Source organism: Thioalkalivibrio sp. (assembly GCF_007692535.1).
Lineage (GTDB): Bacteria > Pseudomonadota > Gammaproteobacteria > Ectothiorhodospirales > Ectothiorhodospiraceae > Thioalkalivibrio.
In genome coordinates this window covers 1-15278 of record NZ_REBW01000182.1, presented here as the reverse complement: position 1 = coordinate 15278, position 15278 = coordinate 1, and the positions used below count along the sequence as shown (strand labels likewise).

The 15278-nt window shown below is 65.7% G+C and carries 17 protein-coding genes and 1 pseudogene; 5 read left to right on the top strand and 13 right to left on the bottom strand.

Annotated features, from left to right (window positions below):
* Nucleotides 1-30: 30 nt before the first annotated feature.
* From rdgC to EA346_RS10625, 4 genes are all read right to left on the bottom strand, one after another.
* Entirely contained in the window at nucleotides 31-954 is a 924-nt protein-coding gene (gene rdgC, locus EA346_RS10640; protein WP_296758392.1) for a recombination-associated protein RdgC, read from the bottom strand.
* A gap of 121 nt (nucleotides 955-1075) precedes the next feature.
* Complete coding sequence (locus EA346_RS10635; protein WP_296758390.1) at nucleotides 1076-1435, bottom strand: sulfur globule family protein; 360 nt, start codon at nucleotides 1433-1435, stop codon at nucleotides 1076-1078.
* A gap of 196 nt (nucleotides 1436-1631) precedes the next feature.
* The gene (locus EA346_RS10630; protein WP_296758388.1) at nucleotides 1632-1982 is read right to left on the bottom strand and encodes a rhodanese-like domain-containing protein; all 351 of its coding nucleotides are present in this window, start codon (nucleotides 1980-1982) and stop codon (nucleotides 1632-1634) included.
* Between the two features lie 311 nt (nucleotides 1983-2293).
* Nucleotides 2294-3076, bottom strand: coding sequence for a CDP-alcohol phosphatidyltransferase family protein (locus EA346_RS10625; RefSeq protein WP_296758386.1), 783 nt, complete (start codon nucleotides 3074-3076; stop codon nucleotides 2294-2296).
* A gap of 161 nt (nucleotides 3077-3237) precedes the next feature.
* On the opposite strand from EA346_RS10625, the gene EA346_RS10620 reads away from it, so the two are divergent.
* The 5 genes and pseudogenes from EA346_RS10620 to EA346_RS10600 all read left to right on the top strand — a co-directional run.
* Entirely contained in the window at nucleotides 3238-4215 is a 978-nt protein-coding gene (locus tag EA346_RS10620; RefSeq protein ID WP_296758384.1) for a zinc-binding alcohol dehydrogenase, read from the top strand.
* A gap of 293 nt (nucleotides 4216-4508) precedes the next feature.
* Complete coding sequence (locus tag EA346_RS10615; RefSeq protein WP_296758381.1) at nucleotides 4509-4907, top strand: 6-carboxytetrahydropterin synthase; 399 nt, start codon at nucleotides 4509-4511, stop codon at nucleotides 4905-4907.
* Nucleotides 4904-5965, top strand: a complete 1062-nt coding sequence (locus EA346_RS10610; protein ID WP_296758379.1) for a glycosyltransferase family 4 protein — start codon at nucleotides 4904-4906, stop codon at nucleotides 5963-5965. Before EA346_RS10615 ends, EA346_RS10610 begins: the two co-directional genes overlap by 4 nt.
* Nucleotides 5962-6768, top strand: a complete 807-nt coding sequence (locus EA346_RS10605) for a class I SAM-dependent methyltransferase (protein WP_296758376.1) — start codon at nucleotides 5962-5964, stop codon at nucleotides 6766-6768. Before EA346_RS10610 ends, EA346_RS10605 begins: the two co-directional genes overlap by 4 nt.
* Nucleotides 6765-7604: pseudogene (locus EA346_RS10600) on the top strand (lysylphosphatidylglycerol synthase transmembrane domain-containing protein); the annotation flags it as partial. The gene EA346_RS10605 and the pseudogene EA346_RS10600, both read left to right, overlap by 4 nt.
* Before the next feature lie 82 nt (nucleotides 7605-7686).
* Here the strand turns inward: EA346_RS10600 and EA346_RS10595 are convergent.
* From EA346_RS10595 to EA346_RS10555, 9 genes are all read right to left on the bottom strand, one after another.
* A complete protein-coding gene (locus tag EA346_RS10595; RefSeq protein WP_296758374.1) occupies nucleotides 7687-8493 on the bottom strand; it encodes a RibD family protein in 807 nt (268 codons plus the stop codon).
* 70 nt (nucleotides 8494-8563) lie between these two features.
* A complete protein-coding gene (locus tag EA346_RS10590; protein ID WP_296758372.1) occupies nucleotides 8564-9343 on the bottom strand; it encodes a creatininase family protein in 780 nt (259 codons plus the stop codon).
* A gap of 29 nt (nucleotides 9344-9372) precedes the next feature.
* Nucleotides 9373-10209: an FkbM family methyltransferase gene (locus EA346_RS10585; RefSeq protein WP_296758370.1), complete on the bottom strand. Its 837-nt coding sequence runs from the start codon at nucleotides 10207-10209 to the stop codon at nucleotides 9373-9375.
* Between the two features lie 96 nt (nucleotides 10210-10305).
* Entirely contained in the window at nucleotides 10306-11196 is an 891-nt protein-coding gene (gene galU / locus EA346_RS10580; protein ID WP_296758368.1) for a UTP--glucose-1-phosphate uridylyltransferase GalU, read from the bottom strand.
* A 67-nt stretch (nucleotides 11197-11263) separates the two neighbouring features.
* On the bottom strand, nucleotides 11264-11491 hold the full coding sequence (locus EA346_RS10575; RefSeq protein WP_366755784.1) for a ComEA family DNA-binding protein: 228 nt from the start codon (nucleotides 11489-11491) through the stop codon (nucleotides 11264-11266).
* 181 nt (nucleotides 11492-11672) lie between these two features.
* Nucleotides 11673-12380: an orotidine-5'-phosphate decarboxylase gene (gene pyrF / locus EA346_RS10570; protein WP_296758364.1), complete on the bottom strand. Its 708-nt coding sequence runs from the start codon at nucleotides 12378-12380 to the stop codon at nucleotides 11673-11675.
* Nucleotides 12381-12394: 14 nt separating this feature from the next.
* The gene (locus EA346_RS10565) at nucleotides 12395-13597 is read right to left on the bottom strand and encodes a tetratricopeptide repeat protein (RefSeq protein WP_296758362.1); all 1203 of its coding nucleotides are present in this window, start codon (nucleotides 13595-13597) and stop codon (nucleotides 12395-12397) included.
* Nucleotides 13598-13604: 7 nt separating this feature from the next.
* Complete coding sequence (locus EA346_RS10560; RefSeq protein WP_296758359.1) at nucleotides 13605-13904, bottom strand: integration host factor subunit beta; 300 nt, start codon at nucleotides 13902-13904, stop codon at nucleotides 13605-13607.
* Nucleotides 13905-14184: 280 nt separating this feature from the next.
* Nucleotides 14185-15278, bottom strand: a 1094-nt coding sequence (locus tag EA346_RS10555; RefSeq protein ID WP_296758357.1) for a 30S ribosomal protein S1, incomplete at its 5' end; no start/stop codon positions are given.

Sequence of the window (15278 nt, the reverse complement as noted above, 5' to 3'; positions counted from 1 at the left end):
CCCTGCCGGGTCCCTGCCCCGCACGACCCACTAGGCAGCAACGCCTGCCATGTCCTCCTCGCCGCCGAACCAATCCAGGATCCTTGGCAGCATGGCTTCCAGCTCCAGGCTCACGAGGGCGAACTGGGCATCCATGCGCGCCAGATCATCATCCCCGTCGACGTCCTGCAGCGGCTCCAGTACCACGTCCTCGAAGGCAAGCCGCTTCACACCCATCTCCTCATCGAGCACGAAGCGCATGCGTTCATCGAGGGCGAGTGCGAGCTTCACCACCCGCCTGCCCGCCCCGAGATGGGTCCGGATCTCGTCGGACAACAGCTCCACGCGCTTGACCCGGATCGTGCCGGCGTCGTCGCCCGACTCCTGCAGCTCGCACTCGTCACCGAGTTCAAGTCCCGCTGGCAGGGGCTCGCCAGCGATCCAGGAGGTCATCACCGTCGACGGATCCGCAACCGGCCGGGGCATGGCGACCGGCAACGAGCCCAGGCCCTCGCGCAGCAGGCTCAGCAATTCCTCTGCGCGCGCCTTGCTCGACGTATCGATGACGATCCAGCCGCTGCGCGGAAGGATCATGGCGTAGATGTGGCTGGAGCGGGTGAAGGCCCGGGGCAGCAGTTCGTGAACGATCTGGTCCTTGATCTCCAGCCGCTCCTTGCGGCCGACGCGTCGGCTCTCGCCGTCCTCGATGGCGGCGACCTTTTCGGCCAGTTCCTCGTTGATCACCGCCGGAGGGAGCATGCGGGACTCCTTCCGGGCGCAGACCAGAATCGCAGGACCGGCCGCATGGGTGAGCAGCGTGGCCCGTCGGCCCAGGGGCGGCACCCAGCCCAGGGTCTCGTGCTCCAGCTTCCCGCAGGGACGGAAGGCTGCGGCCTCCAGGTGCTCGTGGAGGCCGTCCGGGCTGTGTGCGAAGGGCTTCGCAAGGCGATAGAGACGGAGGTTCTTGAACATCATCGCTGGCCATCCTGGGCAGTCTTCGGGACGGCGAAGCCTATCACATCCATCGCCGAATCCCAGACGTGAAAGAGCCCGGTCCGAGGGACCGGGCCCGCGTCTTCAGGCTCCGCCTGAAGGCTTACTCGGACTCAGGCTGCTGCTGCTGCGCAGCCGGGGCGCCCCAGGGCCCACCGTAGTACGGCGCATAGCCGTAGCCGCGATAGGTGTAGGGGTTGTAGTAGCCCCAACCGTCGCCACGGCCGTATCCGCGTCCCCAGCCTCGGCCGCTGCCGCGCATCGAGAAGCCGATGTCGCCGAACATGTCGCCGAACCCGAACCAGTCACCCCAGCCACGGCCGTATCCCGGTCCGTAGTAACCGGGGCCATAGTACGGGCCATAGCCATAACCCGGGCCGTACCACTGGGCGCTGGACTGCATCGGAGCCGCAAAGGCCAGGACGAGAGCAGAAGCCGCTATAACTTTCAGAGATTTGCGCATGACTTTTCTCCTAGATTCACGGAAACACCCTTGCTGTTTTCTTTTGCCTGCTCTGCCAAGGGCCACGCGTGGCAGGCATGGTCACTTTGATTCCGCCTTCGAATCGGGTGCTTCCGACTCTCTGGAGGGCACGGAATAAGCATATAACCACGTGCCAATATAGAATACTCAAACCTGTCACCGGAGATCAAGTCCACTAGCCAGATTCGGTGGGCCCCCCGGTCTTCCACCACGCTCGCATGCCGCCCTTCAGTTGCCTGGCGTCGTAGCCGAGTTCAGCAAGCTTCCGGACTGCGGGAATGCTCCGGTGCGCCGTCAGGCAGATCGCGACGACCGGTCGTTCCCGGTCCAGGTCCAGTTCCTCCAGATGCGGTTTGCTGAAGCGCGTGATCGGAAGGTGTCGCGCCCCGGGGATCCGACTGCGCCGGAACTCCGCGCCCGTGCGTACATCGAGCACCTGGACCGATCCGTCCGCGACCGCGGCGGCGAGATCCTCCGCGGGCATTTCGGGTACCCGCCCGAATGGCCACCAATTGCCTATTTTCATGCCGTATTCTCCAAAGCTTGTCGTCACCGCTCCAGTGGATACCGGAACCGTTGCCGCTACTGACGCTGGGCCTCGAATTCGAGGATGAGCTCGATCTCATCGCCAACCAGACCGCGTGAAAGGCTGTAGGTCATGCCCCACCCGCTTCTGTTGATGGTGCCCCGCAGCGAGGCACACAGAATCCCGGGCCGGGAAGTGTTCCCGGTCGATCTCTCATCGCTCCATGTCCGCGCTGGCCGCGCCAGGACGGGCCAGCAGCAGCGCAAATACGAACGCGGATTTCGCGAACAGGCGGTTCGAGTACGCCAGCGTCATGGGTATTCTCCTGCAAGGCTGCGGTCCTGGCGGTAGAGCCACAGCACGTCCACGGTGAAGGAATAGGTGAGAAGCAGCAACGCCGCGAGCGCGAGCGCGCTTGCAAGGCCGGGAGACACCACGGGTGCCAGTGCCACCAGGAGCGCGACCGACTGCACGACGCAGACCGTTTGCCGGCGACGGCTCGGCGGCAGATCGCCCTGCAGCCAGGTCCAGCGCCATCCTGCAGCAACGAACAGGTAGCGCATCAATCCGACCAGCAGTACCCACAGGCCCGCCTGCCCCGTCTGCCAGACCAACAGCGCCAGGACCAGGATCAGCAGGGCGTCGAGTTCCATGTCGAAGCGTGCGCCGAAGGCGGTGATACGGCCGGTACGCCGTGCCACCGCCCCGTCCACCCCGTCGAGCGCCAGGGCGATGGCCGCCAGGCCGAGCAGCCAGTAGGCTACGCCCGCATCGAGATGGGCAGGGAGCAGCGCCATGGCTGCGACCGGCATTATCAGCGCGGCGCGCAGGAAGGTAACGCGGTTGGCGAGCCCCGGACCGTCGCGGTGAAAGACCGCCGGGGACGTGTGCAGGACCATGCAGACCAGGAGCCCGTAGGACAGCAGCGATGCCGCGAACACCGAGGCGGGCACCCCGGCGGCAAGGTGCAGTAGCGCGGCCCCGGCCAGGACGGTCAGGAGTCCGGCGGTGAGTTCCCACCTCCAGACCCCCGCCTGCGTTGCAAATTGCCGGGCCTGCCGCCGCAAGCCTGTATTTCGAAGCCTGTTCTTCATCGTTCTTTTTCCTGGATCATGTCAGTCCGCAAGGGCGGCATCGTCCGGTTGCACCCGACGTTGCCGTTTTCGACCGTGTTCAGCGGCATTTGTTGTGGCGGTTGGGTGGCGACGATGAGTACCATGCAGCGACGCCCGCACCGCACCGGAGACCAATGAACATGTCCGCGGAGACCGCCCGCGCCTTCTGGATCACCCAACCCGGCGCCGGCCGCATCCGGGAGGAGACCCTGCCGCCGGCGCGCAACGGCGACGTGCTGGTCCGCAGCCTGTATTCGGGTATCAGCCGCGGCACCGAGACGCTGGTCTTCACCGGCAGGGTCCCGAAGACGCAGTATGAAGCCATGCGTGCGCCGTTTCAGGCCGGCGATTTCCCCGGCCCGGTGAAGTACGGTTACATGAATGTGGGTCGTATCGAGGAGGGGCCGGCCGAGCGCATCGGGGAGACGGTCTTCTGCCTGCATCCGCACCAGGACCGGTACCGGGTTCCCGGTTCCGCTGCGGTTCCGTTGCCTGCAGGGGTGCCACCGGAACGGGCGGTGCTCGCAGCGAACATGGAGACCGCGATCAACGCCTTCTGGGACGCCGGTCCTCTTGCGGGCGATCGGATCGTGATCCTTGGCGCCGGCGTGCTGGGACTCCTGACCGCCTGGCTCTGTCGGCAGATCCCCGGTGCGCAGGTTACGCTGATCGACATCAACCCGGCACGCCGCGCCGCGAGCACGGCGTTGGGGATCGAATTTGCCCGGGAGTTTGCAGAGCCTGCCGACGCGGACCTGGTCATTCATGCCAGTGGGCAGCCGGAGGGCCTGGCCGAGGCCCTCCGGCACGCTGGCCTCGAAGCCACCGTGCTGGAACTGAGCTGGTATGGCGACCGCCCGGTGACACTGCCCCTCGGCGAGGGGTTTCACTCGCGCAGGCTGGTGCTGAAAAGCAGCCAGGTGGGCCGAATTCCGGCGCATCGGCAGGCCCGCTGGGACTACCGTCGCCGCCTGGGGCTCGCCCTGGATCTACTGCGGGCGTCCGAGCTCGATCACCTGATCACTGGCGAGAGTGTCTTCGAGACATTGCCGGCGGTGATGACCGAACTGGCCCGGGGAGGCGGTGACACCCTCTGCCATCGCATCCGGTATCCCTGACGCGGTTCGATCGTACTTGGCGTGAAAGTCACAGCCCTGTAGGTCGGGTTAGCGCAGCGTAACCCGACGACGTCCCGGGGACGACGCTATTTTGCGCCCATGGGTGGAGTGCGAGGCCCGTCGGGTTACGCTGCGCTAACCCGACCTACAGTTTGCCGCTTTTCATCATCAGGGGTGGCGCTCTCCCGGGCCATGAGAGTTATACCGAGGAGACCACAGGAACGAATCCGCTGACCCACGGTCATCGAACAACGATCAACCCTTGTTTCCGTTGCCCTTCCAAAGGAGTCCGCATGTACAGTCTCAATGTCCGCGACCACTTCATGATCGCTCACAGCTTCACGGGGGAGGTGTTTGGCCCGGCCCAGCGTCTGCACGGCGCCACGTACGTGGTCGACGCCACCTTCCGCCGTGAGGAACTGGATTCGGATGGACTGGTGGTGGACATCGGCCTCGCCAGCCAGCAGCTGTCCGCCATTCTGGCCGCCCTGAACTATCAGAATCTTGACGACCATCCGGATTTCGACGACCAGAACACCACGACGGAGTTTCTCGCCCATCAGATCTACCTGCGGCTGGCGGACGCGATCGCACGCGGCAAGCTGGGATCCTCCGCAAAAGGCCTGACCGCGCTCTGCGTGACCCTGAACGAATCCCACGTCGCCTGGGCCAGTTACGAAGGAACACTTTGAGCCTGGCCCCGTTGCATCTCGTGGTTCCTGGGGCCCTGGAGCAGCGTACCGGAGGGTACATCTACGACAGTCGGATCTGCGCCGGCCTGCGCCGAATGGGCTGGTCGGTCCAGGTGCACGAGCTGGCCGGCCGTTTTCCAGGACCCGACCGCGAGGCCGAGCAGGCCCTCGACCACACCCTGCGCCAGTTGCCGGCTGGGTCGACGGTGGTGATCGACGGGCTCGCGCTGGGTGGATTGCCCCTGCCGGCCGAAGCGCATGGCGGGCGGCTCGCGCTGATCGGTCTGGTCCATCACCCCCTGTCCGAAGAGACTGCGTTGCCCCCGCCCCGTGCCGCCGAGCTGCGCGAACTGGAACAGCGCGCCCTGGCGGCTTGCCAGGCAGTGATCGTGACCAGCCCGTTCACGGCCGCTCTCCTGCGGCCCTGGCTGCAGGCATCGACTCCGGTTCGCGTGGTGATTCCGGGTACCGAGCCCGCGCAGCGGGCCCGCGCGCCCGAATCCGCAGCGTCCCCGCTGCTGCTGTGTGTGGGTTCCGTGGTGCCGCGCAAGGGCCAGGACCTGCTGGTGCAGGCCCTGGGGCGGCTCTCTGATCGTGCCTGGGAGTGTGTGCTGGCCGGGAGTACCGAGCGCGATCCAGCGTTCGTGCAGGCGGTGCGGGCCGACGCAGGTCGCCTCGGAATCACCGACCGCGTCCGCTTTGCCGGCGAGAGCAGCGACGAGGAACTGGGAGCGCTGTATCAGTCCGCCAGCCTGTTCGTACTGCCCTCGTGGTACGAGGGTTATGGCATGGCCTTCACCGAGGCGATGGCACACGGGCTGCCAATCCTCGCGACGACCGGCGGCGCGATTCCGCACACCGTACCAAGCCAGGCCGCATTGTTGATCCCTTGCGGGGATGTGGACGCCTTGGCCGCGGCCCTCGTTCGGCTGTTGGATGAGCCCGGGTTGCGGCGGGATCTGGCCGAGGGCGCGTTGGCTCATGCTCGGACCCTGCCCGATTGGCATCAGGCGTCTGCGGCCTTCGCAGCGGCCGTGAACGAGTTGGCCGCCCGATGAGCGGGGATTTCCAGGCCGACTGGCTGGCGCTGCGTGAACCTGCGGATCACCAGGCACGCTCCCGGGTACTGGGGCAACGGCTGCAGGTCTGGTGCGCACCTCGCCAGCGCCTGCGTGTACTCGATCTGGGGACCGGTACCGGCTCCAACCGGCGTTTTCTCGCGCCCCTGCTGCCAGCCGACCAGCACTGGACACTGGTGGATCACGACCCTGCCCTGCTGGCCCTCGCCAGCGCGAAGGCCAGTGGACATGAATCGCGCAGCATTCAGGCCGATCTCTCCGAATGGCATCGTTTTGCCAGCGATCCGTCGCCGGACCTGGTGACCGCATCCGCCCTGCTGGACCTCGTCTCGGCGGACTGGCTCGACTCGCTGGTCGCGGCCTGCCGTGAACGGGGCGCGGCAGCCCTGATGGTGCTGAGCTATGACGGGCAGGTCGAATGGTCCTCCCCTGACCCGCTGGACGATGCCGTGCTCGCGGCCGTCAACGCACACCAGCAGCGGGACAAGGGTCTCGGTGCCGCGTTGGGTCCCGCCGCGCCCGGCGAGCTGGCCGGGCGGTTCCGCGATGCCGGCTATCACGTCTGGGTGGAATCCAGCCCCTGGGATCTCGGGCGTGAGAACGTGGTGCTGGCCCAGGCACTGGTCGAGGGGTGGGTGGCGGCCGCCTGTGAACAGCTTCCCGAGAGCTGCTCCGGATTCCGCGCCTGGGGCGGGCGTCGCTGTGCAGACCTCGCCGCCGGTCGTATCCGCGTGCAGGTTGGGCATCAGGATCTGCTCGCCCTGCCGGGACCGGTGAGATGAACGACAGGGTGAAAGGTCTGTTGCGCCTTGCCGTCAGCGTCACCCTGCTGCTGGTCCTGTTTCAGATCTTCGACGCCGCCGAGATCGCGGCACACCTCGTGCAGCTCGACCTGCGCTGGGTGTTGCCGGCCCTGCTCCTGTCCGTTCTGCAGATCATGCTGCTGGCCTGGCGCTGGCGATTCACCGCGGCGCGGCTCGGGGTGGGCATGCCCTACCGGCACGCGCTGGGTGAATACTACCTCGGGGTCTTTCTGAACCAGGTCCTCCCTGGCGGCATCCTGGGTGATGTCTCGCGGGCCTGGCGCCACGCCATCGTCGCGGTGCGCAGGCGCAGCGCCATTCACGCGGTCGTGCTGGAACGGGCCGTGGTCCAGTCCGTGATGCTGGCCGTCGCCATCGCATCGCTGCTGGCGATCCCGGCGTTGCGGCCGGACTCGCTTGGATGGGGTTGGGCGGTGCCGCTCACGTTCGCGGCCCTCGTGATCGGCGCAGTGGGCCTCCGGCAACGGCTTCCGGCATTGCGGGCCGCCCTCCGGGAGTTCGGGGCGGACGCGCGCCGGGCTTTCCTACCCGCACCCGTTTTACTGATACAGGTCGGCACCGCAGCCCTTGTGATGGCGGCCAACCTGATCGTGTACGTGGCCGCAGCCCGTGCACTCGGTTCGGAGATTCCGCTGGCGACCCTGCTGCCCCTGATTGCTCCGGTGCTGCTGGTGATGATGCTGCCGATCAGCGTCGCGGGCTGGGGCGTGCGCGAAGGCGCGGCGGCCCTTCTGTGGGGGCTCAGTGGCCTCGGTGTCGCTGAGGGCGTCGCCATTGCCGTGGCTTACGGGCTGCTGTTCCTGCTGGCTTCCCTGCCGGGCCTGCTGCCGTTGCTCCGGGTCAGCCTGGCGCGAGGCGGAGCCGATTCCAGGCGCCTTAGGGGCGAAGGCAGAGATCGAACAGGATGTCCGGACCCAGGGCAAAGTGACGACACTGCGGACGTAATGCCTCGTGCAGCGTATGCACCGGGTCCAGGGTCACCGAGGGACGCCCCGAGCCCAGCAGCAGGGGCGCGACCGTCAGATGCAGTCGGTCCAGCACCCCGGCCGCCAGAAAGCGGGACACGGTGAGGCCACCGCCTTCGACCAGCACCCGGGTCAGGTCGCGGGCAGCCAATCGCTCAAGCACCGCTGCGGGATGGAACCCCCCGCCTGCTACTGCCTCGTCCATCTGCAGAACCTCCACCGTCCCGCTGGCGACAGGCGGCTTCGCGCGCCGACTTTGCAGCCACAGGGTCGGGGCGGCGCCGTCCTGAAACATCTTCCGATCCGATGGAACCCGGCCGGATGGATCCAACACCACACGGACCGGGTTGTCACCGCGCACGTGACGCACCGTCAGTTGCGGGTCGTCGGAAATGACGGTACCGGCTCCCACGACCACCGCATCGACCAGGGCCCGGAGGCGGTGCAGATGCTCGATGTCCTCGGGTCCGGTCACGAAATGCGAGTGGCCGCTATGGGTGGCGATGCGCCCGTCCAGCGTCTGTCCGAGCTGTGCGATCACCAGTTTCCGGGTCTGGACGAGTGGCAGGTAGATGGCCTCGACCTGGGAGCGGCCACCACCGGGATCGTCGGTCCCTGGTTCCCGGGCGGCAGGCTGACCTTGCTCGCTTCTCCGAAGCATGGCCAGGTGCTCGAGGATCGCGTCCCATTCCACTGTATCCGCGCGTTTGTCGTTCATGGCAGGGAACGTCGATGCGTCGGGGGCGTGCGTCCCGGCCGTGGATGACAACGGGGAGAGCAGACCCGCCTCATCGCTGCGGCGCCCGGAGCACGTCGAGCGGAAACGTGGCGGTATCGCGGATGACCTGGGCAATGGCCGCGCCGTAATGAGCCACGAGGCGCGCGCCCAGATCCGGGTCGGCCAGAAGCGCGTTTCCCACCGCACCGCCGGAATGGAGATCCTGCGTCATCCAGGCGAAGGAGGCCGCCCCTTCCGGCCCCAGTTGCGCCATCTCCCGCTCCAGGCGGTAGCCGACGGACACGTTGTCCGCACACTGTTCGATGCGCACCGATCCTGGCATCAGGTGCAGCATCATCGCGGTCTCGACCGCACCCCCGTGGAATCCGTGCCGGAGTTCGCCCGCCGGCAAATCGAGGTCGGCAGGAGCCGGAAGCCGGAAATAGCTGCACTTGGCCACGAGCAGCCCGTGATCCCGGCGCAGACGAAGACCCGCGAGATCCATCACCTGGGTGTTGCCGCCATGGCTGTTACAGAGCAGCAGGCGCCGGGCACCGGCGCGGGCCACGTCGCCACCGTAGCGTCCAATCACCGCCAGGGCGGTCTCGGGATCCAGGCTCAGCGTACCCGGAAAGGCCTCGTGCTCCATGCTGGTCCCGACCGCCATCGGGGGCAGAACCAGCACCGCGCAGGAATCACCGAGCCTCGCCGCCGCTGCCTCGAGCAGTCCCATGCCAATGTCGAGGTCCGTGGACAACGGCAGATGCGGGCCATGCTGTTCGATCGCCGCAAGCGGCAGAATCACCACCGGATCACGGCCCGAGAACGCCCGGATCTCGGGTGCAGTCATGTCCTGCCAACGAGGAAAACCGGATCGGTTCATAGCCTCGGACTTCCCGCTGCACGGGTGCCTGTCAGGCCGTCTCCCGACGCGGCCTGCAGTTGCGTGCGACCTGGCTGTGTCCGGCCCGCGGGAGCGGGCAAACGCGCATAGATGTCTCCGGAGGGGAGCGAATCGGCCCCCTCTTGCAGCCACTGCAACAGGGTGGAGGCCGGCAGCCAATCCGCGAACAGATACTGGCGTTGCTCACCACGGATGGCATTGAACTCGTAGGGTCCGAGCTCGGCGAGCCGTCCCACCGCGTCCCCGGCGATTTCCAGAGCACCGGCGACGAACTCCAGCGAGAGCGCGGGTACCGGCTGACTGAGCCCATTCAGGACCTCGGCCTCGAAGCCCTCGACATCGATCTTGCAGAAATCCGGGAGGCCGTATTCCTCGATCAGTTGGTCCAGGGTGACCAGGGGAATCTGGATGAACTCCTCCCAGGCCACCGCCCCGAATGACGGATTATTGCGGCCGAGGTCGGTCTGCCAGTGGCGGGAGAGGGTGGACACCGTCGGTGTGCGTCGGCTCACCGCGAGCGTCGCCTCGCCCGGATGCCGGCCAACCCCTTCCGGCCGCAGAATGACCCCGGGTCGGGAACCGACGAGCCGTTGCAGCCATTGGAACAGATGCGGTTGCGGCTCCAGTGCCACTACCCTGGCTCCCAGGCTCGTGAAGGCTCGCGTGCGATCACCCAGGTGCGCGCCAATGTCGAACACCAGCGACTGGTCGTGCAGGAAGGGGCGATAGAGTCGGCGCAAGCTACGCTGTCGCCCCGGCCGCCAGTAGATCACCAGCGAGCGCAGGATGCCGAGCGTACGTTGCCAGTGCATCGGGTTCACGGGCCTCCAGGGGCTGGTCAGCCCAGATATCGGCCGCCCAGATATCGGCCGCGTCTCGCCTGCCTGGCGAGGCTGGCCGTCTGCAGCTCAACCGAAGCGTGATTTCAGATAGGCCTTGAAGTCGTCCTGAAGTTCCGGGTGCTGTAGGGCGTATTCCACGGTAGCCTTGAGGTAGCCCAGTTTGCTGCCGCAGTCGAAGCGCTCGCCCTTGAATTCGAAGGCGGTGACCCGCTCCTCGTTCAGCAGTCGCGCGATAGCATCGGTCAGCTGGATTTCGCCGCCTGCGCCGGCCCCCTGCTGTTCGAGTAGTTCGAAGATGCGCGGGGTCAGGATATAACGGCCGACCACGGCCATATTCGAGGGCGCGTCCTTCGGACTTGGTTTCTCGACGATGCCGCGGACGTCCCAAAGGCCCGGTGTGTCCGTGGCAACGGGGTCGATGACGCCATACTTTCCCGTTTCGTCGTGCGGGACTTCTTCGACGCCGAGCACACTGCACTGCAACTCGTTGAACTGTTCCACCATCTGCGCCAGCGCACCACCGTCATGGCTCACGATCAAGTCGTCCGCCAGGATGACCGCGAAGGGCTCGTGCTGCACGATCGGGCGGGCGCAGCCGACTGCGTGGCCCAGACCCAGTGCATCGGTCTGGCGCACATAGACGCAGGTGACCTTTGGCGGGACGATGTTGCGCACCAGTTCCAGCAGCGCGGCCTTACCGCGCTCGGCCAATTCGGTCTCGAGTTCGTACGCCTTGTCGAAGTGATCCGGGATGGAGCGCTTGTTGCGGCCGGTGACGAAGACCAGGGTCTCGATCCCGGCGGCGACGGCCTCCTCCGCGGCATACTGAATCAGTGGCTTGTCGACCACTGGCAACATTTCCTTCGGATTGGCCTTGGTGGCCGGGAGGAAGCGTGTGCCCATGCCGGCTACGGGGAAGACGGCCATTCGAATGCGCTGCTGCGGGTTTTTGATCATGCTCTCCCTGTGCGTCTGTCTGCTGTGCGAAGCGGGCCACATCAGGTGGCCCGCCCCAGGTCAGGCCTTATTCAAAAGCGATTCGATCCAGATTCATCTCGACGGTGCGTTCACCGATTCCGGTGACGCGCGTGAGTTCCTGTATCGAGCGGAAAGGCCCATTCTCTTCGCGGTGTGCAACGATTGCGGCCGCCTTGGCCGGTCCGACATTGCCGAGTTGAGCCAATTCCTCGGCTGACGCGGTGTTGACGTTCACGGGGCCGGTGGCCCACGCGGCCGGCACGGCGACCAGCATCAGGAAAAGTACGGCAAGGATCCACTTCTTCATGTTGACAACCTCCATGTTTTTCGTTGATAGCACGGTGCCAATCCCGGCACCGAGCGTATCCTAACCCCGAATCCACTCGTGGGCAAAGGGGTCGCAGGCAGACTTCGCCACTCATGCCACCATCTTCCGGACCTGTCGGCTTTCTGGATCAGGCCTGTTCGGGAATCTCAGCAAGGATCGCCGCCACGGCGGCCGCGGGATCGGAGGCCTGCGTGATCGGCCTGCCTACGACGATATGACTCGCGCCGGCCCGGAATGCGGCACTCGCGGTCATTACGCGCTTCTGGTCATCGCCACCGGCGCCGCCCGGACGTATCCCCGGCGTGACCAGCCAGGGCTGGCCACCGAGTCGCTGGCGCAGCACCGATGCCTCCAGCGGGGAACACACCAGTCCGTCCAGGCCGGCTTCGCTCACGGCCAGGTCGGCAAGGCGCAGCACCTGCTGCTCGGGACTGCGATCGATGCCGATCCCACGCAGGGTTTCCGCATCGCTGGAGGTCAACACGGTCACGGCGATGAGCCGCGTCTCGGGCCGGATCTCTCGTACCGCGTCGTGGGCCGCCCGCATCATTTCCAGGCCGCCCGAGGCGTGCACGTTCACGATCCAGACGCCGAGGCGCGCGGCGGCGCGGCAGGCGCCGGCTACCGTGTTCGGGATGTCGTGAAACTTGAGGTCGAGGAAAACCCGAAATCCCAGCGCCTGGAGGTGTTCCACAAGCCTGGGTCCCGCGGCTACGAACAGCTCGAAACCCACCTTCACCGCGCACTGCCGCGGGTCCAGTTGGCCAGCCATTCTCTCGGCTGCGATGCGGTCCGGAAAATCCATTGCAACAATCAATTGTGGATCATTATTCATGTCAATGATGTTCTTTATTGAAAGGTCTGGTGCGGCGGCTGGTCAAGGTCCAGGTCCATGCCCCGCAGGGTATCCCAGCGCCGGCAGCTGGGGCATTGCCAGACATGTGCCCGGCCTTGGTAGCCGCAGTTGCTGCACTGGTAGAGGGGTTGGCTCCGCAGCTGGTCCATCAGCGCCTTTTCAAACGCCGCGAACTCACTGCTGTAGGTGTGCACCGCCGGCAGGATCTTCATCCAGCGCACGGCCTCCAGCAGCCCTGAGGTTGGAACCGGGCGCTGGGCCAAAATGCGATGCAACTGCGTCAGTGCGTCGTCCAGCCGGTTGGAGCGGCGGTACAGGCGCATCAGCGCAATGCTGGCCACGGTGATGTTCTGCTCGTTGGCAAGCGCGCGCAGGGTCGTTTCCAGGCTGCGGCTGGCCTGAGGCAGGTCCGAGTTCAGGTAGAGGCGTTCCAGCTTGGGAACCACCAGGGTGGCCAGCGCAGGCGTGCGTTCGACCGCCTCGCGCTCAAGGTGTATCGACAACGGGATGTCACCATTGCGCTCCGCTACGGTCGCTCGCAACAGTAATGCCCGGGAAAGGCCCGGGCACAGATCGATGGCCCTGTCAGCGTGTTCCAGGGCCAGGTCCGTCTGGTTCTCTTCCAGTCTTTCCAGGGCGAGTTCGCACTCGTAGTGAGCGATGCGCAGCGCTGCCGATGAACCCTCCTGATCCTTGAGTTGCAGGCCGATCTCGATCGCTCGGGCCCAGTCCCGCTGGGTTTCGTAGACGTTGCGCAGATCCTCCAGGGCCCGGTTGCCGACTGTGGGCGAGTCCATCAGCTCGCGGAAGACGACCTCAGCACGGTCCAGCACCCCGGCCAGAAGGAAGTCCCGCCCCATTTCGTAGGTCGCCTGCGCGCGCTGGGCATCGGTCAGAGCCGGTCGTGCGGCAAGGTTCTGGTGAATGCGGATCGCACGGTCCACCTCGCCCCGCCGCCGGAACAGACGCCCGATGATCAGGTGGGTTTCGAAGGTTTCGTGGTCGACCTCGACCACCTCGATGAAGGCCTGCAGCGCGCGGTCGGTCTGGTCATCCAGCAGATAGCGCACACCCTCGAGATAACGGTCAAGGGGGGGCTCCCGTGACACGCGGCGGCGGGCATGGACATAGTACGCGGCGAACCAACCGCTTGCGGCCGCAATGGGCAGCAGCAGCATGAGCCATGGCCCGCTCATGAAGGATTCAGGTTCCGGTATCGGCAAACACCTGGTTCACGCGCTCGCGCAACTCCTTGCCGGGCTTGAAATGAGGCACGTGCTTGCCCGGTAGGGCGACACCCTTGCCGGTCTTGGGATTGCGCCCGATGCGCGGTGGCCGGAAATGCAGTGCGAAGCTGCCGAAGCCACGGATTTCGACCCGATCCCCATGGGCCAGAGCCTGACTCATGCGTTCGAGTACCGCCTTTACGCACAATTCAACATCCTTGGCTGGCAGATGGGGGGTCTTCTCCGCGAGTTTCTCGATCAACTCAGACTTTGTCATGGCAACACATCCCCCTGTCTATTCTTATTCATTTAAAGGGACCGGTGACGCCATACCACCGTCCTCCCTACCCTCGTTCGGGACGCCACGCCCGCTCCCCCAAACAGCAGCACGGTCTCTGCATGCAGCCGCCTGCTCGCCCCTGGACGCAGTTCCCCCGCGGTCGCGGCCAGCCCCCCTGTTATACGGGCGTGGTCCATGGACAGCATGCGCCGTACCCGGGACACCGGGCGCCGCTGGAACGCGCGACACCCGGCTCCGTTGACGACGGGTCTTCTGCTCAGTCGCTCTTGCCGCGCATTTTTTCCTGCAGCAGCGCGCCAAGCGAGGTCGTTGCCGTGGAACTCCCGCTGGCGTAGTCGCTGACCATCTCGGCCTCTTCCTGGTAGTCCTTGGCCTTGATCGACAGGCTGATGGCGCGGGTCTTCTTGTCCACACCCATGAACTTGGCCTCGACCTTGTCGCCGACATTCAGCACACTGCGGGCATCTTCGACCCGGTCACGTGAGATGTCGCCTGCGCGCAGGATGCCGTCGATGCCATCGGCCAGTTCGATCACGGCGGCCTTTGCATCGACTTCCTTGACCACACCGGACACGATGCTGCCCTTGGTATGTTCGGCCACGAAGCTGGAGAACGGATCGCGATCCAGTTGTTTCAGTCCCAGCGAAATCCGTTCACGCTCGGGATCGACGGACAGCACCACCGCTTCCACTTCGTCACCCTTCTTGAAGTTGCGGATAGCCTCCTCGCCGGGCACCTGCCAGGAGAGATCGGACAGGTGGATCAGACCGTCGATGCCACCGTCGAGGCCGACAAACACCCCGAAGTCGGTGATCGACTTGATCACGCCACTCACTTTCTCGCCGCGGTTGTGGTTGGACGCAAAGTCTTCCCAGGGATTCTGCAGGCACTGCTTCATGCCCAGGGAGATGCGGCGGCGTTCTTCGTCCAGATCGAGGATCATGACTTCGACCTCGTCACCGATGGCAACGGCCTTGCCGGGGTTCACGTTCTTGTTGGTCCAGTCCATCTCTGAGACGTGTACCAGACCCTCGACACCGTCTTCGATCTCCACGAAGCAGCCGTAGTCGGTGATGTTGGTGACACGGCCGAAGATGCGGGTGCCGGTCGGGTAACGGCGGGTGATGTTCTCCCACGGATCCTCGCCCAGCTGCTTCAGGCCGAGGGAAACACGCATGCGCTCGCGGTCGAACTTGAGCACCTTGACGTCGACCTCGTCACCGATGTTGACCACGTCGGAGGGGTGCTTGACCCGCTTCCACGCCATGTCGGTGATGTGCAACAGCCCGTCGATCCCGCCCAGATCCAGGAACGCGCCGTAGTCGGTGAGGTTCTTCACGATCCCCTTCA